We start from the raw sequence: 21485 nt of genomic DNA, 5'->3' as shown, positions 1-21485 counted from the left end.
AATTAATGAAACTAATTATACGCAACGACAAAACATACCGTCAAGGAAAGGCGAAACTCCTTTTTTCGACATCTCAAAACATGGCATATTCAACGCCTGAGATTACAATATTTAGTCGAATATTCTCGCCTCCATTCTATATATTTCCTATCGGAAATATAAGAAAAGGGTTGACGCACTATTTATCATAAAAGAGATCTTCCGCATAAGCTCACGGTGTATGATCGCGGAAAGACGCCTCATTCGCTTTATGGGGCGAGAAAGGCGTCCTATGTTTAGTGCTGCGCTGTACTTCGTGTTACAGCGCCTGCATGCGCCGGGCCAGTTGAAGTGCCCGGCGCAGGAACTCCAGACTGTCCGCACGCAGCGGACGGTCCGGCCCGTACAGCAGCCGTTCCCAGTCGGCTGCGAACCGCGCGATGTCCGCGCCGTCCGTGCCCGCGGCCACGGCGGGTGACGCTGCATATTCACGCAGCGTCATTCCCGGCGGCCGCGGGCCGTAGCGGCGCGCGAGCGCGGTCCAGACCGGAGCGGCGGCGCTGAGCAGCCGCTCGCGGTCCGGAAAGCTGCTGCGCGGCCACGCCAGCAGCAGCCTTAGCCGCAGCGCAGGGCGAAGCCGCCGCATGCGGATGGCCCCTGCGGCGCACAGCAGCGCCGCTGCCGCAAGGGCTGCCGCGAGCCATGGGTGCGCGGCAATGGCCCGTGCGCGGGCGAGCAGCCATGCGCCCGCGTGAGCTACCCCGCCGTCCGTCTGCGGCGGGGTTACGGCAACGGGCTGCTGCCCGCTGAGCGCAGCGGCATCTTGGCCTTCACCCTGCGTCATGGTGAAGCCCGGCGTAGCCTCAAACGGCATCCAGCCCGCACCTGGAAAATACACTTCTACCCAGGAGTGTGCATCTCCTTGGGTCACAATGTATTGCCCGGAGACGTCCGCATCGGCCTCCCCGGGCCCGAATCCCTTAACCCAACGTGCTGGAATACCCTCTGCACGCAGCAGCACAATCATAGCTGTCGAGAAATGATTGCAATATCCCTGTCGCGTAACGAATAGGAAATCGTCCACAAAATCGGTTCCGCGTGGTGGCATACGGGTATCCAGTGTATATTCGGCGTGGTCCGCAAGATACGACTTTACGGCTTGCACGGCATCATAACGACTCTCACTTCCCTGAATGATTTCCTTCGCAAGAGCCTGCACACGTCCGGGAAGCGTAGTTGGTAGCTGCAAATACGTTCTGCGAATTGCCGCCGGATCTTTCATATTGGACTTCTTTCCCAGAAGGCGTAGTTGTTCAGGTGTTGCCACGGGAATCATGATGTCTGCCGTATAACTTTTGACAGATTGATTGTCATAGGTAGCCGCCAGCCATAACGTGGCGGAATCTTCATTTGATAGTAATAAACGTTTATTCTTCTGATTATCCCTGTTCTTATCCTGGAACGAAAGATTGATTGGCATTCCACCTGTAAAGAGGGGATTGGGTCCTCTCCATTCTCGCTTCATCGTTACCGTTTGACGAATACGTTGCCAATAGGCTGGATACTCCCAACCATCGGTACGCACCAATCCAGATGGACTTGCCGTCTCAAAGCTCTGCACAGGATCACTCCAGGTGCTTCCGTTATAATATGAACGGGTCTCGCCCCGCCAATACGTAGCTTCCGGACTTTTCGCCGTAAAAAAGATCGTGTCTCCCTGCACCAAAGGTGCGCCCATTGGTGCATCCGCTGTACTATATCCTGTGACGGCGGTTGTGGCAGGAATACTTCCGTGCTGTGTATAGCCTGCCCAGCGGGCCAGCCGTTCACCCATCTGCTCAAGGGATATACGTTCCGGTGGAGGAATGGAAGCAAGTTGACCAGGGATCGCTGAGAAAAGTACCATACCTGCAGACACCGCAAGCGTTACCGTGCACCAACGGCCATAAGGACTCTGCTTAAAGATCGGTGTGGTGACCCCGCCATTAAGGCGAAGCAACTGTAACATGGCCTGGATGAGTAGAATCCACAGCACAGAACGTATCACCGAAGCATATACATCCAGCCCGGCAAAGGATTCAAGCAGCATCAAATAGACCAATGTTGCACTGCCAAACAGCATCACACTTCGTCGCAGCAGTACAAGGGACTGCACGGAAGCCATCAGCATGCTCCAACCGCACATCATGAGCAGACCTCTTGTCTCCACACTAATCGAGTGAAAACGCCACGTACTCATGAAACTACCCATATCGGCAGCAAGAGTGGTGGGATAGGTAACTGCCCATCCAGCAAGGTCATTACCTCCATACATGCAACATAATGCGGCTAGAGCAATGAAGAGTCTAATCAGTATTCCCGTGATCCAGCCCGTACGAAGCAACCCCGCGAGCAGCAAGGCCGCCGTTAATCCTGCCATCACGGATAAGAATCGTTCACTGCCCTGCTGACCTGTTGACGTAACCGGATAAATCCACTCCATGGACAATATAAGCAAAATGGCAGAAAGACCGATTCTGTAAAGGAGAGGCTCCGAATTTTGGCCATGACTCTTCAAATCTACTCCAGATGTCATGGTTTCCGCTTTATATATGGAATGCACAGACTCTAATCCCAAACTGGCGGTATGCCCTCTGTCAGCCACAGTGGAGTTCGCTTGAGGGTTTCCATTATGCTCCCACATCCGTTACCTCCGCCTTTCTCATTGAAGGTAAAGAGCTGTCTGTGATCCAATGGATCTGTACCCCACATTGACGAAGCTGTTCCAGACTTTCATTGCCAATGTCATGAATGGTTCGATCTGTTGCAATAGACTGTGCTGTTTCTGAAACTACAGTGGTATCAGAAGTCGCATCACCTTGAGTTCCTCGCTTCTGAGCCATATTGTTGCTGAGGGATTCCGCTCGCGATATAGGTGATGGATCTTCTCCAGCCATGAACTCCGTTAACTGAACCTCTACCCTGTATCCCAACCCAATTGCACACATTACCCACTCCACAAGAGCTTCGTCCATTCTGCCGGTGAGAACCACAATTCGTGACCCGATCGCCATTCTATCCAACATCTCTGTGCGAAGCGAAGGAGGTACAACTTGAGCCGTGGCAATTCGTGCCTGCGCCAGTTTGTCTAACGCATGGTTTTCAGGAGAATGCAGTAGTTCTTGTTTCCATTTCTCCCGAAGAGCAGATCCTGACCCACCGCCTTCCGTCCACACTTGATAAGGAATGTTGTCCCGTTCAGCGGTATGAACCCAACGAGCAGCTGCACGGACCGCACGTTCAAAAGCAGGCATATCCCTCTTCTCTGACTGCCGCATTTCATAACCCGATGCACCTTCATACACCAGTATACCCAGCGAGACAGAATCGGAGGTTTCAGGCAAAAAAGTCTGAAGTCGACCCGTTTTGGCTGTGCTTTTCCAATGAACACGCCCCAGTGGGTCTCCTTGCTGATATTCCCGGAACTCAGGACTGCGATTCCCCTGACTGCTTCTTCGCTCAGACAGGGCATCTTCCCCCACGGCCGAGTATTCTCCAGGATTACTCTCACCCCATTCCGTAGCTTGGGGAACAACAATTAGCGAGGTATGATTCACAGTCTCTGCGGAGACCGTATTCCATCCGAAAACATCACCCCAGTACAATCTGCCTGATTCCCATCTGTACACACCTCTGCGCAAACCCGATAATTCATATTGATACGTAAACTGGCGACGGGTTCCCGGAAATAGTAATTTACGATGTACACCGGCAGGTGTATTCTCACACAGAATGATCCATAACAGTGGAATCGGGCAGTCGAATTTCAGTTCCACTGCCACCCGCGTTCTTTCGCCTGCCACAACCCGATTCGCATGCATTTGCCGCCGAATGTTAATATTGCGCGGACCGAAAAAATGGATAATCAGTGCGCTTGCGAGCATCAAGGCCGCTATAATGGACAGAAATAGCGCGGCTTTCCCGCCATGCCATACATATAAAGAGGCAAAAGCCACGACCAGGACAGCACCCAACATTCGTTGACCCAGCGCAGTCATTGACGCCGTCCCCTTCCCTGTGCCGCCATCTGTACAGGTACAGGAACCGATGACAGAGCTTCCTGAATCAATTGCGCCTGTGCCCAGATTTCGGCTCTGTTCTGGGCTTTTAATTGAACGCGATGGGAAAGGACCGGTACAGCCATCTCTTTCACATCATCGGGAATGACATAACTGCGTCCTTGGAGGTAAGCAAACGATTGTGCAGCAGCCATCCAGGCCAATGTTCCACGAGGGCTGATTCCCAGTCTTACCGCTGGGTGACTTCTTGAGGCAACGGCAACAGCAACCAGATACTGTTTGACAACAGGATCCACATGTACATGTTTTACTTCACGCTGCATGGCTACAACTTCTTCAGCAAGCATGACAGGGCGAAGCTCATCAAGCAATTCTCTGCTTTGCATCCGGGTTAACAGTTCGACTTCCTGCTCCGGATCAGGGTACCCCAGTCCAATCTTCATGAGAAAACGATCCAACTGCGCTTCGGGCAGACGATAGGTGCCCTCAAACTGCAACGGATTCTGCGTCGCCAGCAAAAAGAATGGGCGCGGCAAAGCATAGGTTGTGCCATCCACCGTAATGCGTCGTTCCTCCATCGCTTCCAGAAGTGCCGACTGAGTACGAGGGGAAGCGCGATTGATTTCATCAGCCAGAACAATATTGGACATGACGGGTCCTGGTCGAAACTTGAATTCTCCCGTATGCGGATGATACATCGACGTGCCCGTCACATCTGCCGGCATCACGTCCGACGTGAACTGAATTCGTCCCATGGAGCAATCCAGCGCAGAAGCGACGGCGCGAACCAGCATCGTTTTACCTGTACCCGGTACATCTTCCAGAAGTACATGACCTCCACTAAGCATTGCAGTTAACACATAACGAATCTCTTGTTTTTTGCCAATGATCACACTTTCAACTCGCTTCATAACTCTATTCAGCAATTCTACGGCATGTTCATGTTCCATTCGGATATAAGACATTTCTTCTAATCTCCTTCCATCCATCGGCATTCCTGAACCATACTAATCTATGATTCAGTGTTGCCCGGAAGTAGAGAGAATAGTCCTGTACGAACGACTTTATTCAGATCAATTTATCCAAATACATACTGTTAGCTGCTGCCAGAGGAACGCTGGCTTTAACCATCCATTCCTTTTCATTCGCCTTTAGTGAATCAACGGTTACTCCCATATGCTCCATCAATTCCCGTAGCGGAACCCAAATCGTTCCTCCCTGGCTCTGCACGACTCCCTCTGTCGTCCTGTCATTCATCTGGTCTGCACGTTTCGTTGTCAAGTCTCCGCTGATACTGTCTGCATGGATGGTACGGTCTTTCCATATGGCTGTAGCTGTCCGGGTCTCTGCATTCCAGCGAGCGCTGCCACCGAACTTTTTCATAAAGGTCCGCAAAGGCACCATGATCCGCTGATCTTCCACGCGAAATTCTCCTTGCTTCAACGTGGCTGCTGCCAAGCCAATTTCCACCTTCAATTCCTTGCCAGCCAACCACAGGTTGCTGTTCTCCTGTACATTTTCTGCAACCCATTCCTTACCCGGAGCTTTGCGAGACTTGTATTTACCATTGGAATCGATGCGGAATTGAACAGGCTGATCCGTGGCCTTCATCGTGTCAAAACGAAAACCTTGATCCTGGTAATACTTGATAATGCCAGGTAGTGCTTTTACCGTCTCAGCATGAGCGCCTCCATCATGCATCAATACAATGACCGAACGTGCCCCGGCAGGCACCTTGGTCGCATTGCGTAAGATCTCTTTGGCCGGAACACCCTTTCGTTTGGAATCACCACTGTCTACGTTCCAGTCCATAACGGTGTATCCGCCCAATTTCAGCAAATCAAAATAACTCTTGTCGAAATGTCCATAGGTACCGCCCGGTGCCCGGACCAGATTCGGCCGAAATCCTGTAATTCGCTCTACTATCGCCTCAGTCTGTTTGATCTGCTTCCAGAACACTTTGAAATCACTGTACAGCTGTTCATAATTATGATTAAACGTATGATTGCCCAAAGCATGTCCATCTTCCACAACCGCACGGATCATCTCAGGATAACGTTCTGCTTGCTCACCAAGCACAAAAAATGTAGCCAAAACCTGCTCCTTGCGCAAAATATCCAATACTTCACGGGTATGGTTACCCGGTCCATCGTCAAAACTCAAATAGACTACCTTTTCTTGAGGATTATCTTCTTTGGAGGCGGATGCATCAGACCCCGATACAGAGGAAGCGTAAGTTGTGCCTGCCGATGCAGCGAATACACACAGCAGTACCACAATGCGAATTATAAGCACAGACCATTTTCCAGATAAAATTGTATGTATTGGTGTTACCATGTTCGAATCAACCTCCAACGTCTCTAGTGAATTTGCTGATAGACTTCAGCAGATTTGTTAGAATTATATGGAGGACGCGCTGAAAAAAGACGCGATTTTATTTTATAATTTTTCACAATTTGGGATGGCTCGTGATTGATTCTTCGCTTCGGATTAGGTAGCATAATGGACAGGTAGGATCGTGAACAAAACTCCTTGGAGAGTACGTATCTCCTCCCACCCTGTCTGCAGGAGAGTGAAGTCTATTGGAATTGCTTGAGAAGGTCCAGCATCTGTTTGGATCCTACGGATACAGCGTTTTGTTTTTTGGTTTATTGCTGGAATTCATCGCCCTTCCCTTCCCGGGAGAAACGACTATGGCTTATGCAGGGTTTCTGTCCTACAAGGGTCATCTGGACTTCGGAATACTTGCCATCCTTGCTTTTCTGGGAACGACGATTGGCATGACGATCACTTATTTTATTGGGGCCAAAGCAGGTCTGCCGTTCATTACACGATATGGAAAATGGTTTCTAATGAAACAGGACAAGCTGGATAAAACGCAAAAGTGGTTTGCCAAGTACGGCAATGCCCTGATCTTCATCGGTTATTTCATTCCGGGAGTGAGACATTTCACCGGATATTTTGCGGGTATAGCCGCTGTTCCCTTTCGCAAATTCGCTCTCTATGCCTATTCAGGCGCACTGTTGTGGGTAATGCTGTTCCTGGGCATTGGTAAAATATTTGGCCCCCAATGGAACGCGGTATTCCAGCTTGCTCATCAATATGCACCTTACATCGTGGCGGGGATCGGACTGTTGCTGATTGCAGCCGTTCTGTACCGTTATCGAAAAGCGTTGGCTACCCGATCGTTGCGCAAGCCTGCCGCTATTCGGCAAAGACAAAAATAAACGGTACCATTCACATATCTATCGATGATATCAGTGGTTGAATTCAGACACATTTAGCGCAGAGGTTTTTGTGCCTATTAGATGTGGGAACACCAGGTTAACCCTTCTGTTATTAATAAGGAGCTGCATATCGCGGCTCCTTTTTTTCATGTTCTTTTTTTATTTTGTGGGATATTCAATAACACTTTTGTGATAATCCTGATTCATCCAGGTCATACTAATTTGCAAATATAGGGTGTATAAGGGGTGAAGGAATGAGTACAACAGCGCAGAGCAGCCAGGATCAGAGAATATCTCCGAATCTTACGGAAAATACGGATTATTGTAAGAAGGTGATGGGGAATAGCAAAGACTTGATGATTCGTCCTCTGCAGTGTTTGCACAAATGGCCTTCTGTCATGTTGTACATCGATGGGATGGTAGACGTGCAGATTGTGAATCATTCCATCCTGGAATCCTTGTTACAAACCCGTGAGCTGCCTGACTTCTCAGCGGAAAATGAGCATCTGATCTATCTCCAGAATGATGTCTTGGTGGCCAGCAACGTAATATTAATCGAGGAGATGAAAGACGTCCTTGATGCTCTCTTGGCAGGCTTTGCCGTTGTGCTGCTTGAAGGATCGAATCAAGGCCTGAAAATCGCAGCAGCGGGCTGGGAAGACCGTGCCGTCGGCGAACCCATCTCCCAAACGGTTGTTCGCGGTCCCATGGAGGGCTTTAATGAAAATTTGCGAACGAATACAGGCTTGATCCGCAAAAGAATTCGTGACCCCCATCTCTGGATTGAAGAAAGGGAGCTTGGCCGAGTCACCAACACCAGGGTAGCCGTGGTATATCTGGAGCATATCGTCGATCAAGAGGTTATAAAAGAACTGCGGCGAAGGCTTGATGAAATTGATATTGACGCTATTCTGGAAAGTGGATATATCGAGGAGCTCGTGCAGGACAAAACAGGTACGATCTTCCCTACGGTCTATAACAGTGAGCGACCAGACACCGTATGCGCCGCACTGCTTGAAGGTCGGGTCGCGATCATTGTAGACGGTACTCCTTTCGTACTGCTTGTTCCCGCTCTGTTTGTTCATTTCTTTCAGTCCCCCGAAGATTATTACCAACGGGCCGATATTAGCTCATTGATTCGAATGATTCGTTATCTAGCGTTCTTTATTGCGCTGCTCGCTCCATCCTTCTATATTGCCATTACTACCTTTCATCAGGAGATGCTGCCCACCAACCTGCTTATTAGTCTGGCAGCTCAGCGAGAAGGTGTTCCATTTCCGGCATTCATCGAAGCCATATTGATGGAGCTGACCTATGAAATTTTGCGGGAAGCCGGCATCCGTATTCCAAAGACCGTCGGTCAAGCCGTTTCCATCGTAGGTACCCTTGTTATTGGTCAGGCCGCAGTAGATGCTGGCGTTGTATCGGCTGCCATGGTTATTATCGTATCCATTACAGCGATATCCAGTTATGTTATTCCGGAAAATGGACTCTCCATTTCTGTGCGGATTCTGCGATTTGTCCTGATGATTCTGGCTGCTGCCTTTGGTTTCTACGGAATTCTGATGGTTCTACTGATTACAGTAACCCATCTATGCAGTCTAAGATCTTTTGGTGTGTCTTATATGTCCCCGTTCGCACCTTACATCGGGAAGGATCTCAAAGATACCATATTCCGCGTGCCTTGGACCCGGATGAAAACCCGTCCGCTCTCTACCGGAACTGCGAACGAAACCAGACAAGCTAACAAAAAAACGAAGCGATAATCGGTAAGGAGAACGTGTATGAACAAATGCCTACAATTGATTCTATCTTTTGCCGTTCTGCTCCCTCTCCTTACCGGATGCTGGGATCGACAGGAACTCAATGAGCTTGGCATCATGCTGGGTCTTGGTGTAGACAAGGATGGCGATATGATTAAGGTTAGTGCTCAAGTGGTTGTTCCCAATGAAGTATCCTCCAAGTCAGGAGGAGGTAAAGGAACGCCTGTGACTCAGTATCAGGCTTCTGCGCCTACCTTGTTTGAAGCCATTCAAAAGTTAACGGAATCTAGCCCACGTCGTATATTCATGGCACATATCCGCGTGATGGTCATTGGCGAAGAGTATGCTCGCAAAGTGGGCATTTATGATATCACAGAAGCATTAATGCGCGAGCCTACGGTTCGTCCTGACTATTACGTCATGGTTGCACGAAATACAACAGCTTCCAAGGTGCTAGATGTGCTGACACCACTTGAAAATTTACCTGCGGAGAAGATGTTCAATTCATTGGATGTATCCACCAAGACTTGGTCACCCACAACAACCGTAACTGGGGATCGGTTAATGGAATACATTTTGGCTCCTGGAATACAGCCTGTAATTACCGGAGTGGAGGTTGTTGGTCAACCTGAGAAAAGTGGAAGTCAAGCTAACATTGCGACCATTAAGGCTCCTGCTAGCCTCAACTCAACAGGACTGTCTGTATTCAAGGGAGACAAGCTGATTGGGTGGCTAACCGAGGATGAATCCAAGGGATATAACTACATTCGAAACAATGTGGTATCCACCATCAGCCATCTTCCCTGCCGAAAAGAAGGATATGTGACCTTCAAAACACTTCGTACAACGACCAAACGGAAAGCAAAAGTCGTAGCAGATCACCCTTTAATCAATATTAAAATCAAAAATGTATCTTCCATAGGTGCCGTTGAATGTGGAATCAAAATCGGTTCAATGAAAGTACTCAAGGAATTGGAACAGGACAGTGAGGAACGGCTTGTAGAACTGATGCAAAAATCCATCAAATCGGTACAGCGCAAGTTTCACGTTGATATTTTCGGATTCGGGCAAGAGGTCTACCATGCTGATCCCAAGTTCTTCAAAAAGGTGGAGAAAGATTGGGATAGTTATTTGGAAAATCTGGATGTTCATTACGATGTCAATGTTCAAATCAAACGTGTAGGTACACTGGATGATTCGTTCAAAGATCAAATTAGGGAGTGAGACAGGTGTTAATTACACTTAGTGTCATTGTGACCGCAGGGGTCATTGGGTGGTTCGATCTGCCGGGGCTCATACGTAGCAAGGAATGGAAAGAATTAGCTGTTTACAGTGTCTTACTGCTCTTGGCTACCATTCTCAGTGTCTTTGCGGCCAACCTGTGGGAAATCCCAAGCCCACTTTATCTCATCATATGGATCTATGAACCTGTAAATCAATTTCTGGCACACTTGACTGGAACTTAAGGAAAAAAGGAGGGGACATTATGCTTGAACAGGGTCGCATCGGAACAAGACAATTGTCCATCCTCATTTTTATGATGGTGGTCGGGGATATGATGCTCATCTATCCCTCGGTCATCACATCCTATGCCAAACAAGATGCCTGGATATGCGCTCTTGTCGGGGTTCCGTTGGGAATGGCCCTCACGCTCATGTTTTTAAAGCTGTGCAGTCTGTATCCGGAGGAAAATCTGATACAGATTTCACGGAGCATTCTGGGATTTTGGCCAGGCAGTCTTGTATCCGCATTTTACCTATTCTTTTTTGTAATAGGTGCCTCTACGCACACCCGAGAGGTCGGAGATTTCCTAACTTCCCAAATCTTTCAGTACACCCCGATTCGAGTCATCATTCTGATGTTTGTTATTACAGTTGGCTGGGGGTTATATCATGGTCTGGAGACGATGGGGAGAAGCAGTGAATTGCTGATGCCTATCCTTATCGTGTTTATTCTCGTGCTTGCATTCTGTCTACTACCTCAGATTGATCCCAGCAATTTAAAGCCTGCTACAGATACTGGCGTTGTTCCCATCCTGCAGGGTATTCTCATAAGTATCATATATCCCGTAGGTGAACTGGTCCCCATTATGATGATTATTCCCTACACGCTAAAACAGGCTCACCGAACTCGGGATGTCCTTATGGCGGCAGGACTTGGCAACTTGTTGCTGGCTATATTGGTTACCATCTCTCTGCTTGTTCTGGGTGCTTTCCTTACACAGCACAACATCTATGCTTCCTTTATTTTATCTCAGAAAATTAGCATTGGTGGCTTTTTTGAGCGTATTGAAGCCATTATGGCTTCTTCCTGGCTCATCTCCACGTATGTTAAAGCGATGGTGTATATGTACGCATTTATCCTCGGATGCGCCGAACTATTTAGGCTCAAGCAGTATCGGATACTCATCCTACCTGCAACATTGCTTATATTTGGCCTTGCCAATCTGGTCTCGCCCAATTTGACCTTCATCGTCATTACGGTCGTTCCATATTGGGTAGATTGGGATACCACATTGAGCATTATATTGCCAGGGCTGTTACTGTTGGTACATATGTTCAAAAAGGGTTGGAAAAACAAGCCTTCGGGATAAGGCAATGCTGGAGTTCTAATATGTCAGGAAGGAGGCTGGAGACCATGATAATTAAAGATAAAATTACCATTCGGCAATTCACCTTGCTTACCTTTCTTGTCATGGTTGGGGATATGATTCTGATCTATCCTTCGTTGGTCACAACCTTGGGTAAACAGGACGCATGGATATGCTCTTTCCTCAGTCAGCCCATCGGTCTATTTATCATTTGGATTTTGTACAAACTACAACAAACCTACCCTGAACTATCTTTAATCGAAATTTGCAAGAAATTGCTTGGTCCATGGATTGGATCAGTCTTGTCTGCTGGTTACCTGTTCTATTTCGCTATAGGCGCTGCCATCTGTATCCGGGAAGTTGGAGACTTCATGACGACTCAAATCTACCTCCAGACCCCCATCCGTGTCATTTTGATTATGCTCATGTGTTCCCTGATCTGGGGCCTAATGAAAGGATTGCAAACCATGGGAGCAACCAGTGAACTATTGACTCCTATTGTTTTTGTTTTTATGGTTCTCCTGTTCGTGGGTTTGCTGCCCAAAATAGATGTCTCACATCTGCAGCCTATCTTTAACATCAGCCGGGTTCATTTGATTGAAACCGTTATTCGCGGATCCTTTACCGCCTTCGGGGAGCTGCTCGTGCTTACTATGATTCTTCCTTATGTAATGCGAGGGCCGCACCTTAAACGAGACTTGTTGCTTGCCACTTTCTGCGGAGGTCTGCTCCTGTGTGTATTGCTATTGTTTTCCCTTATGGTTGTGGGTCCTTTCCTAACCCAGCATAATATTTTCATTTCGTACACCCTGTCTCAAAAAATTAATATCGGTAACTTCTTTGAGCGAATTGAAGCCTTCATGGCTACTGCCTGGTTAATTGCGACCTATTTCAAAAGCCTGCTGTACATGTTCGCTTTTGTTATCGGACTAGCTCAGCTGTTTCAGTTGAAAACATACAAACCACTCATTCTCCCTTCATCCTTGCTCATGTTTGCATTGGCCATCCTGATCTCCCCCAATGTCATTTTTTATATCGAAACCATCATGCCTGCATGGGTGGATTGGGACATTACTTGCAGTTTTATTATTCCTCTGTTGCTTTTACTTGTTCATCGCATTCGCTTTGGCAAGAACAGAAAAAATCAGTCCCATCCAGAACGATTGCCCACATAAAAAGGCTGTATTAACGGTATAACCCGCGAATACAGCCTTTATTATGAAGTGAAAATTTTTTTGTTGTATAGAGAACAGACGAGTTTACCTTCCTAAAGTTGCTGCAAAGCCTCAAGTGCTGCTTCAATATGCCCTTTGACTCGCACTTTAGACCACGACTTCAGCAGTATACCCTCTTCATCAATAAGAAACGTGGAGCGTACTATCCCCATGTATTCCTTGCCATACATCTTTTTGAGCTGCCATACGCCGTATTGCTCGGCAACCTGATGTTCTTCGTCGGATAACAGGATGAATGGTAAGCCGTATTTGGCAATGAATTTGTCGTGCTGCTTCATCGGATCAATACTAATCCCCAGAATAACTGTATTTAATCCCTTGAACTCCTCATGACGATCACGGAAATCACATGCCTGCTGTGTGCAGGAAGAAGTCATATCCTTCGGGTAAAAATATATCAGCACCCGCTGTCCGCGATAATCGGAGAGTGTTACCGTCTCTCCCGTACTGGACGGAAGTTCAAAGTCTGGTGCCAGCTTGCCTTCGGTTAATGTCATCTCATTTCCTCCTATATCTCGTCTATACTTTCAATGGATATCTGTTATGATCCTGCTCCGCGATACTTCTTCACGCCATAATTCCATAGCAGAAGACCGATGGAGCCAAACACCAATCCCATCACAGGTGTCAGCATCGCCATACGATGCATTTCGGATCGTTCCAGGAACAGGGCTGCCGGATAAATGCCCACGAAGGCAAATGGAATGACCCACGTTAACAGGACCTGAATCGCGCGGTTATAGATGGTTACCGGATAACGTCCATATCCCTGAATGTTGTACATTAATGGCAGGATACCTGTAGGCGCGTCCGAATAAAATGATAACGACGTCAAGGTGATATAGATTCCTGCATAGATTAGCACTGAACTAATAGTAAGAATAATCAGGGCCGGAATATGCCACCACTCCAGCACAAGTCCCATCTCCGCACCGCTGATGACCATAATGATCAGACCGATAAACGAACCAACGAGTGCAGGCGGGTCCACATTTTCAAGTAAAATCTGGAACAGATTATGCGCAGGTCGTGTTAATATGCGATCCATCTCGCCTTTGACAATATACCGTTCACTGAACCCCCACAGATTGATAAAGCAACTGAAGATGCCGTAAGGCACCATAAAATATCCATAAACAAAAAGGACTTCACTCTCACTCCAGCCGCCCAAATTATCCGTATGTCGGAAAACCACAAAGATAAAGATCAGATTGGTTGCCTGGAACAGCAAATCCGAAAGGATTTCGACCCAAAAATCGGCGCGGTACGTGAGACGTGTTTTCATGTAATTTTTTAAATATTCCCAGATCAGACCCATATAGTACACTCTGTTATCCTCCTTGCACGAACAGACGCTTGCGCGCCTGACGCCAGATCAGCATCATCGGAATGAGCAGTATGACAAACCAGAACACCTGAATGCCGAGTACGCTCCAGATGCCTGTGCCCTCCACTCTTCCTGTGAAAACCGAACCGGGTAGATACGTAATGGCCTGAAAAGGCAATACTTTCATCACTGCGGACATCCAGCCCGGATAGAGGCTGATTGGAATGATCAGACCTGAGAACAGATCAACCACGACGCGTTTCATACGCATCATGCCTTCATTGTTTTCCACAAAAAATGCGGCAAGTCCCGTAATAACATTAATCTGGGAGTTAATGAGGAAACTGAAGAACAGCATGACCAGAAAGCCAATCCACGCAGACGGCGCCGTGGGCAGTTCAACCGGGAACAACAGAATCGCAATGAGCATTCCAGGAATCATAAGCAGCAGGAAACGGAAAATACCTTCGCCCAGACCCTGCATCATTTTGACCATGACATAGTTGATCGGTCTTATGAATTGAATGGCAATGGAGCCATCCCGGATGTCTGCGGCTATTTCCCGGTCCAGGTTGTTAAAATAAAACGCACGCGCCATCCACGATACAGCCACATATGTCGTCATCTGAGCTGCCGTAAAACCGCCCAGTTCACCACTACTGCCGTAAATGGCTTGCCATGTAAAGTAATACACGCCGATATTCAGCGTATATATCAAAATGCCGGAATAATAATTCACCCGGTATGCAAGCATCGTCAGGAACCGGATGCGCATAAAATCAAAGAATGCACTATTCATCTTAGGACACACCCACCGCTTCGTTCTTTGCGCCCACAATCTCGGGACGCTCGGCGGAACCGGATTGGTAAATACTGCGCACAATCTCATCCGTGTTAATCTCAATAATCTGAATATCGGTAATATCTGCCTGTCCAACGACGCGTCCCAGCACATCCGACACGTTGAGTTCAAGTGGAATCCAGACCGATGCGGACAGTTCATTCTCCACCGTCCAGCGAACAGGGAGCGCAGCAGTCCACTCCAGCATTTGTTCCATGGGATGAGCAGTGCCAAACTTGAACCGGATCTCCCGTTCCTTGCCCCACTGAGATTTCAGATGATCCAACCCGCCATCATAGATGATATTGCCCGCATCGAGCATAATAACTCTAGAGCATAAAGCTTCGATGTCCTGCAGATCGTGGGTTGTCAGCAAAATGGTTGTTCCGTGTTCCTTATTCATGTCTTTCAGAAATTCACGGATTTCCGATTTCACAACAATATCCAGACCAATGGTAGGCTCATCCAGGAAAACAATATCTGGATTGTGCAGCAGCGCAGCGACCAGCTCACAGCGCATACGCTGTCCAAGACTGAGCTTACGAACAGGACGGTTCAGCAAATCCTGAAGCTGTAACCGCTCAACCAGTTCATCCAGACGTTTGCGGAAATCGACCTCACCTACTCGATACACCTTGCGCAGCAGATGGAAGGACTCAATAACACCGATATCCCACCAGAGTTGGCTGCGTTGACCAAATACGACACCAATATTCTGCACAAACTTCTCACGTTCCTGATACGGAACATATCCACCAACCGATATTTGCCCTGAAGTAGGCACCAAAATGCCGGTCAACATCTTAATCGTTGTTGATTTACCGGCACCGTTCTCCCCAATATATCCGCATATTTCGCCTTGCGGAATTTGAAATGAAATATCATTTACAGCCAAGACCTCCTGGTATTGACGTGCAAACAGATCCTGAAATGCGCCCTTAAGCCCTCCTCGACTTTTCTGGACGCTAAACGACTTGCGTAAATCTTTGACATCAATCGCCAGCATGATTATACCTCACTTGGATTTTGTTGAAATTGCTTGTAGCCCAAAAAGAAATTATAATAGTATCAGTCAAAATTCAGCAAGCTTTAAAAAATAGTCTGAGGCCGCGTCCTCTGTTGTATCTCACAGATATGTCGTGTACGGAAAGCCCGGGCTAAATCAATTTGGACTCATCTTCATTTATTTTGAATACAAAGGAGAGCTAGCATGACCAGAAAGACGAAGAGAACCATTTGGATTTCTCTTGCCGCCTTCGTGCTTATTGTTGGAGGCGCTGCGGCATTTTATTTCGGTTCTATTCTCAATCAGTTGAATGGCTTGCAAAAGGAAGGCGATGATTCGCCGTTTGCCGGTATCGAAAATGTTGAAAAAGTAAGTACACCGGATCCTCCGAAATGGGAAGGCACCGAAACGGTTAATATTCTCGTTATGGGTGTTGATGCCCGCGGGCTGGAGAAGGGGGAAGTTCCTCGTTCTGACAGCATGATGGTCGTTTCGCTTGACCCACTCACCAAAAAAATTAATCTATTCTCCATTCTGCGCGACACATACGTCAACATTGACGGATATGGCAAGGAACGAATCAATACTGCTATTACCCATGGTCCAAACGTAGCAATGAAAGCTGCCGGAGACCTGCTGGGTATCCCTGTCCAGTATTATGTGTATACCGATTTCCAAGGATTCATCAAATTGGTGGATGCCGTTGGCGGTGTGGATTTTGACGTAGAGAAGGACATGCACTATACAAGTAAAGCGGACAATAATGAATACGATATTGATCTGAAAAAAGGCTACCAGCATTTGGATGGCGATACGGCTCTCATGTACGTTCGCTTCCGTCATGATGCCATGTCGGATTATGCCCGCTCCGAACGGCAGCGCGAATTCCTGAAAGCTGTAGCAGCGAAAATGCAGTCAACAACAACCATTGCCAAACTGCCTTCCATTCTGGAAGAAGTTAATCCTTATGTAGATACGAATCTGACCCTCTCCGACATGTGGAAGCTAGGCGGACTCGGATATCAGAGCAGCATGAACGGCAGCGAGCAAATCCCGCCAATGAAAATGCTCAAGGAAGAGCGTACACCGGGCGGGGCTGAGGTGCTGACGGTAACCAGTGAAGAAAAACTTAAGCAATATATTCAAGATATCATTCATCCTCCTGCTCAAGAGGAAGGCAGTACTACTGGAGCCGAAGACAAAACGGCAAGTGGTGACGAACAAAACTCCAAGCAACCCGCACAGTAATGAAGTGCAACACGCAGAGGGCAGCCCACATGCTGCCCTCTCGCTGTGTTTGGTTTATCTAATACGAAAGGAAGTTATCTTATGAATCCATCACGTTCCCGTTCCGAGCTTTTATACGAAGAAGCACTTCAACATATTGTAGGAGGTGTGAACAGTCCCTCCCGCTCATTCAAAGCGGTGGGTGGCGGTGCACCTGTATTTATGAAAAAGGCGCAAGGTGCGCATTTCTGGGATGTCGACGACAACCGTTATATCGATTATCTCGCAGCCTACGGCCCAATTGTTACAGGACATGCTCACCCTCATATTACCCAAGCGATTACCGAGGCAGCAGCTAATGGTGTACTGTACGGTACGCCTACGGAACTTGAGATCAAGCTCGCCAAAATGCTGAAGGAAGCCATTCCTTCAATGGACAAGGTTCGTTTTGTAAACTCCGGTACAGAAGCGGTCATGACCACCATCCGGGTTGCCCGCGCCTACACCAAACGTAATAAAATCGTGAAATTCGCCGGATGTTATCACGGTCACTCCGATCTGGTCCTTGTGGCAGCAGGTTCGGGGCCTTCCACGCTGGGTATTCCGGATAGTGCAGGTATTCCAACGAGCATTGCGCATGAAGTCATCACGGTACCTTTCAACGATCTGGACAGCCTGAGAGCAGCTCTGGAGCGTTGGGGCGATGATGTCGCTGCAGTCATGGTTGAACCGATTGTCGGCAACTTCGGTATGGTTATGCCGGAACCTGGCTTCTTGGAAGGACTCTGTGCCATGACTCGGGATAACGGCTCACTCGTTATTTACGACGAGGTCATTACAGCCTTCCGTTTCCACTATGGCTCCACACAGACGTACGCGGGACTGGACAATCATGCGGAGATCGAACCGGATCTGACTGCACTTGGCAAAATCATCGGCGGCGGTCTGCCCATCGGTGCTTACGGCGGTCGTAAACAGGTTATGGAGCAGGTTGCTCCACTCGGCCCGGCCTATCAAGCCGGAACGATGGCTGGTAACCCTGCGTCTATCTCTGCGGGTATCGCTTGTCTGGAGGTTCTGCAAGGCGAAGGTGTATATGCGGAGATGGAACGTCTTGCGATTGATCTGACTACAGGCCTTCAGGCTTCTGCGGATCGTCATGGCATTGCGTTAACCATTAACCGAATTCGTGGTGCCTTTTCCACCCACTTCTGTGACCATCCGATTACGAACTATGATCAAGCCCAGGATACCGATGGGGAACTGTTTGCTTCCTTCTTCCGTCATATGCTGAATCGTGGCATTAATCTGGCTCCTTCCAAATATGAAGCCTGGTTCCTGACCACTGCACATACGGACAAGGATATTCAAGAAACATTGGAAGCCGCAGAATCTTCCTTCAAAGCTATGGCTCAGGCGTAAACCGTTATCTAACAATTCACATGTCGCAGCATAGCATGTCACTGAAATTAAATTAATCACATGAAATAAAGGCGTCCCACAAGCGATTATTCCGCTTGTGTGGACGCCTTTTGCAGTTTCATTATCTCCTCACGGATAATCCTCAGCCCTTCCTTGATCCGTTGCTTAGGTACATTGGATATGTTTAACCGCAGCATTTTATCCTGATGTACCTCCTGTGCACCCTCCGGAAAATATCGTTCTGTTGTATCGGCAATCACTCCCCGTTGCTCCAACCGGGACAGCAAGACCTTGAGTGGCATATCCTTAGGCAGTGGCAGAACCGTATGCTCCCCTCCTGTGCGTGGTGCATTCACAAACGGAGCAAAGTCCGGGTAAGCATTAAGCTGTTGATACAGCTTGTTCATCCGGGCAGCATAACGACTGCGGATGACTTTACCATGGTGGGCAAACATCCCGTTACGGATGTAGACTTCAAGTGCTGCCTGGGATAGTACCGCAGTGTCAATATCGAGCATTTTTTTGTATTTACTAAACGATGCAGTAAGACTTGCAGGCAGAATAGCCACGCCAATCCGCAGGCCGGGAAACAGGATTTTGGAGTAACTTTTCAAATAAATGACTCGCCCTTCTGTATCATACGACCATAACGGGTCCTGCTTTGTGTTCTCTTCCAGATCAGCTAAGAAATCATCCTCTACCAGATAGACATCATAACGCTGCGCCAGGCGGATCAATTTTTTCTTCTCAGCTGCCGTCAGGGAAGTCCCAATCGGATTGTGAAACCGTGGCATAACATAAAAAAATTTGATGTCTCCTTCGCGGAACTGTCGTTCGAGCGCGTCCCAATCCAGGCCCTCCAGAGAGCGTCTGACACCTGCAATAGGTACATTTAGACCTTGTAAAAGAGAAGGCATATTATGATAACCCGGCAGTTCCAGCATCACCTGCTTTTTCCCATTTGGAAAAGGCATTAACGCCAGCACAGCTAGAGCTTGCTGCACCCCTGAAGTAATAAAGAACTGCTCCTTCCGGGCAAACACCTGATAATCGGCGAATTGCTTCTGCAACAATTCAATCAAGGAAGGCAAGCCTCTCTCGGTTCCATACAAAAACAAATCCGCCTGTTTCTTCTCCATTGCCTGGTCCACACAATGGCGAAAATCGGAATAAGGGAATACTCGCGGATCAGGAGCTGCGGAGGCAAAATCCAGCGGTCCCTGCCACTCTCCATCCTCCACTTCGACTCCATTCTGTACCGCATAATATCCGGACTGAGGCACCGCGTAGACCAGATGCCGCTCTTCCAGCCACTCATACGCTCGTATGGCTGTACTCACACTACATTGATATTGCTCAGCCAGAACACGCACAGCCGGCAGTTTGATTCCTTTATCCTGCCATTGTCCACTATTCTGCTGCCGCAATTGGTCCTGAATCCATTGCTTAAGTGATTCGGCGATGATTTCGTATTTTCTCATTGGATTCTGCCACTCCTCCGACTTCAGCATTACCTTAAGTGTACCGGTACAGTAAACATTTTTGTCTATTGTACCACTATTGGTCTGGCAGTATATTGAATAAGGTCAGACAGCGTACGCAGCAACATATGCGCGGTTGTAGTAGTAAAGAAAAACCGTATTATTGGAGGAAACCATATGAACAATAGCCAGACTAGAACATACGCATATGTAGCAGCTGTTTTATATGCAGCCATTATTGGTTTATCCTTTTTATTTGTCAAAATGACGGTGAGTGTGGCACATCCAATTGATGTACTTGCACATCGTTTTGCTTTGTCATTACTCGTAGTCAGCATCCCTGTCATTTTCGGATGGATCAAGATCAACCTAACCCTTCGTGATCTGTGGCGTATCATTCCGCTAGGGCTGCTCTCTCCTGTTTTGTTCTTTGCCTTTCAGGCATTCGGGTTAGTCTCGTCCAACTCATCGGAAGCAGGGATTATCCAGGCGATGGCCCCCGTATTCACACTTGTGTTGGCCTCTATCTTTCTAAAAGAACGTACATCCCTTTTGCAAAAACTGTTCCTGCTGTTGTCCGTTGCAGGTGTAATCTTTATTTTCTTGATGAAAGGGAGCGGGATGTCGGCAGGCAACTTTAAAGGTATTGCTTTACTGCTGCTCTCCACGGTGTGTTTTGCAGGTTATGGTGTATTGGCAAGACCCTTAGCGCAGAAATATAAACCGATGGAATTGACCTGGGTGACCCTGATGGTTGGATTTATCGTCTTCAACGCAGCTTCTCTGATTCGTCATGCGTCGAGCGGAACCATGATGGATTATGTGAAGCCACTCTTAGATGCATCTTACCTAGGAGCACTGGCCTATCTGGCTGTCCTCTCCACCATGTTCTCCACGCTGCTGGCGAGTTATGCCCTGACTCATCTGGAAGCTTCCAAAATGAGTGTATTCAGTAATTTGTCCACACTCATTTCGATTGCTGGCGGAGCCTGGATATTGCATGAACCTGTCCATGGATACCACTTTGTTGGAGCCTTGCTGATCATCGCAGGTGTACTTGGCACCAATATGAGCGGAAGAAAACGCAAGCTGGTCAATCCAGATAAAGCATGATACAATGTGAAAAATTATAAACGGATGTTATCAACAATGATGAAGAGAAGTACACAGGACAGGATACCTCAGAGAGCCGGCGGATGGTGTGAGCAGGTGTATCGGTCATGTGGAAATGGGCTTCGGAGTTCCGAGTTGAACCCTTTCTGCCACCTGTACTCAGGAGCGCGGATCGTCAGTAGGCAAGGCGGCATGTTCAGCCGTTATCCATGGACA

18 protein-coding genes and 1 other annotated feature (1 of these 19 running past the window's edge) are annotated in these 21485 nt (G+C 47.9%); of the genes, 9 read left to right on the top strand and 9 right to left on the bottom strand.

Translation table 11 applies throughout. From position 1 onward, the window contains the following. Window positions 1–298 precede the first annotated feature (298 nt). The 4 genes from BLV50_RS24040 to BLV50_RS24025 all read right to left on the bottom strand — a co-directional run bounded on the left by BLV50_RS24040 (window position 299) and on the right by BLV50_RS24025 (window position 6374). On the bottom strand, window positions 299–2662 hold the full coding sequence (locus tag BLV50_RS24040; protein ID WP_090810381.1) for a transglutaminase TgpA family protein: 2364 nt from the start codon (window positions 2660–2662) through the stop codon (window positions 299–301). Further along, entirely contained in the window at window positions 2649–4016 is a 1368-nt protein-coding gene (locus tag BLV50_RS24035) for a DUF58 domain-containing protein (protein WP_090810379.1), read from the bottom strand. The genes BLV50_RS24040 and BLV50_RS24035 overlap by 14 nt, the downstream gene beginning before the upstream one ends. Further along, complete coding sequence (locus BLV50_RS24030; protein WP_256338035.1) at window positions 4013–4987, bottom strand: AAA family ATPase; 975 nt, start codon at window positions 4985–4987, stop codon at window positions 4013–4015. Before BLV50_RS24030 ends, BLV50_RS24035 begins: the two co-directional genes overlap by 4 nt. 118 nt (window positions 4988–5105) lie before the next feature. Further along, complete coding sequence (locus BLV50_RS24025) at window positions 5106–6374, bottom strand: polysaccharide deacetylase family protein (RefSeq protein ID WP_063568176.1); 1269 nt, start codon at window positions 6372–6374, stop codon at window positions 5106–5108. A 245-nt stretch (window positions 6375–6619) separates the two neighbouring features. Here BLV50_RS24025 and BLV50_RS24020 point away from each other — a divergent pair, with 245 nt between their 5' ends. The 6 genes from BLV50_RS24020 (at window position 6620) to BLV50_RS23995 (ending at window position 12792) form a co-directional block, all read left to right on the top strand. Next, window positions 6620–7264, top strand: coding sequence for a DedA family protein (locus tag BLV50_RS24020; protein WP_090810377.1), 645 nt, complete (start codon window positions 6620–6622; stop codon window positions 7262–7264). 254 nt (window positions 7265–7518) lie between these two features. Next, window positions 7519–9030: a spore germination protein gene (locus BLV50_RS24015; RefSeq protein ID WP_063568174.1), complete on the top strand. Its 1512-nt coding sequence runs from the start codon at window positions 7519–7521 to the stop codon at window positions 9028–9030. Between the two features lie 18 nt (window positions 9031–9048). After that, window positions 9049–10251, top strand: a complete 1203-nt coding sequence (locus BLV50_RS24010; protein ID WP_063568173.1) for a Ger(x)C family spore germination protein — start codon at window positions 9049–9051, stop codon at window positions 10249–10251. Window positions 10252–10256: 5 nt separating this feature from the next. Then, window positions 10257–10493 (top strand): hypothetical protein, encoded by a 237-nt coding sequence (locus tag BLV50_RS24005; RefSeq protein ID WP_063568172.1) that lies wholly within the window; start codon window positions 10257–10259, stop codon window positions 10491–10493. Between the two features lie 20 nt (window positions 10494–10513). Beyond that, window positions 10514–11620 (top strand): GerAB/ArcD/ProY family transporter, encoded by a 1107-nt coding sequence (locus BLV50_RS24000; RefSeq protein ID WP_063568171.1) that lies wholly within the window; start codon window positions 10514–10516, stop codon window positions 11618–11620. Window positions 11621–11664: 44 nt separating this feature from the next. Continuing rightward, the gene (locus tag BLV50_RS23995) at window positions 11665–12792 is read left to right on the top strand and encodes a GerAB/ArcD/ProY family transporter (RefSeq protein WP_090810375.1); all 1128 of its coding nucleotides are present in this window, start codon (window positions 11665–11667) and stop codon (window positions 12790–12792) included. A gap of 92 nt (window positions 12793–12884) precedes the next feature. On the opposite strand, the gene bcp is transcribed toward BLV50_RS23995, so the two are convergent. From bcp to BLV50_RS23975, 4 genes are read right to left on the bottom strand one after another with little or no spacing between them, the layout of a single operon-like run. Continuing rightward, window positions 12885–13349 (bottom strand): thioredoxin-dependent thiol peroxidase, encoded by a 465-nt coding sequence (gene bcp / locus BLV50_RS23990; protein ID WP_090810373.1) that lies wholly within the window; start codon window positions 13347–13349, stop codon window positions 12885–12887. Between the two features lie 44 nt (window positions 13350–13393). After that, complete coding sequence (locus tag BLV50_RS23985; RefSeq protein WP_170867911.1) at window positions 13394–14170, bottom strand: ABC transporter permease; 777 nt, start codon at window positions 14168–14170, stop codon at window positions 13394–13396. A 13-nt stretch (window positions 14171–14183) separates the two neighbouring features. Beyond that, on the bottom strand, window positions 14184–14978 hold the full coding sequence (locus BLV50_RS23980) for an ABC transporter permease (RefSeq protein ID WP_053779604.1): 795 nt from the start codon (window positions 14976–14978) through the stop codon (window positions 14184–14186). Between the two features lies 1 nt (window position 14979). After that, complete coding sequence (locus BLV50_RS23975; protein WP_063568167.1) at window positions 14980–16026, bottom strand: ABC transporter ATP-binding protein; 1047 nt, start codon at window positions 16024–16026, stop codon at window positions 14980–14982. Between the two features lie 204 nt (window positions 16027–16230). Between BLV50_RS23975 and BLV50_RS23970 the strand changes: the two genes are divergently transcribed. Together BLV50_RS23970 and BLV50_RS23965 are read left to right on the top strand one after the other, a co-directional pair. Then, entirely contained in the window at window positions 16231–17274 is a 1044-nt protein-coding gene (locus BLV50_RS23970) for an LCP family protein (protein WP_090810371.1), read from the top strand. An 81-nt stretch (window positions 17275–17355) separates the two neighbouring features. Further along, window positions 17356–18675, top strand: a complete 1320-nt coding sequence (locus tag BLV50_RS23965; protein ID WP_090810369.1) for a glutamate-1-semialdehyde 2,1-aminomutase — start codon at window positions 17356–17358, stop codon at window positions 18673–18675. Between the two features lie 86 nt (window positions 18676–18761). Here the strand turns inward: BLV50_RS23965 and BLV50_RS23960 are convergent, their stop codons facing one another. Further along, complete coding sequence (locus BLV50_RS23960; RefSeq protein WP_090810367.1) at window positions 18762–20156, bottom strand: aminotransferase-like domain-containing protein; 1395 nt, start codon at window positions 20154–20156, stop codon at window positions 18762–18764. A gap of 177 nt (window positions 20157–20333) precedes the next feature. Here BLV50_RS23960 and BLV50_RS23955 point away from each other — a divergent pair, with 177 nt between their 5' ends. Further along, window positions 20334–21269 carry a DMT family transporter gene (locus BLV50_RS23955; RefSeq protein WP_090810365.1) on the top strand — a complete coding sequence of 312 codons (936 nt, stop codon included), beginning with the start codon at window positions 20334–20336 and terminating at the stop codon, window positions 21267–21269. Between the two features lie 27 nt (window positions 21270–21296). Continuing rightward, window positions 21297–21485: a binding site (T-box leader), on the top strand; it runs 115 nt beyond the window's last position.

The sequence above is a fragment of the Paenibacillus sp. 276b genome, from assembly GCF_900107875.1.
Taxonomy (GTDB): domain Bacteria; phylum Bacillota; class Bacilli; order Paenibacillales; family Paenibacillaceae; genus Paenibacillus; species Paenibacillus marchantiae.
Note: the sequence above shows the minus strand (reverse complement) of the source record. Positions and strands in the feature narration are given on the sequence as shown.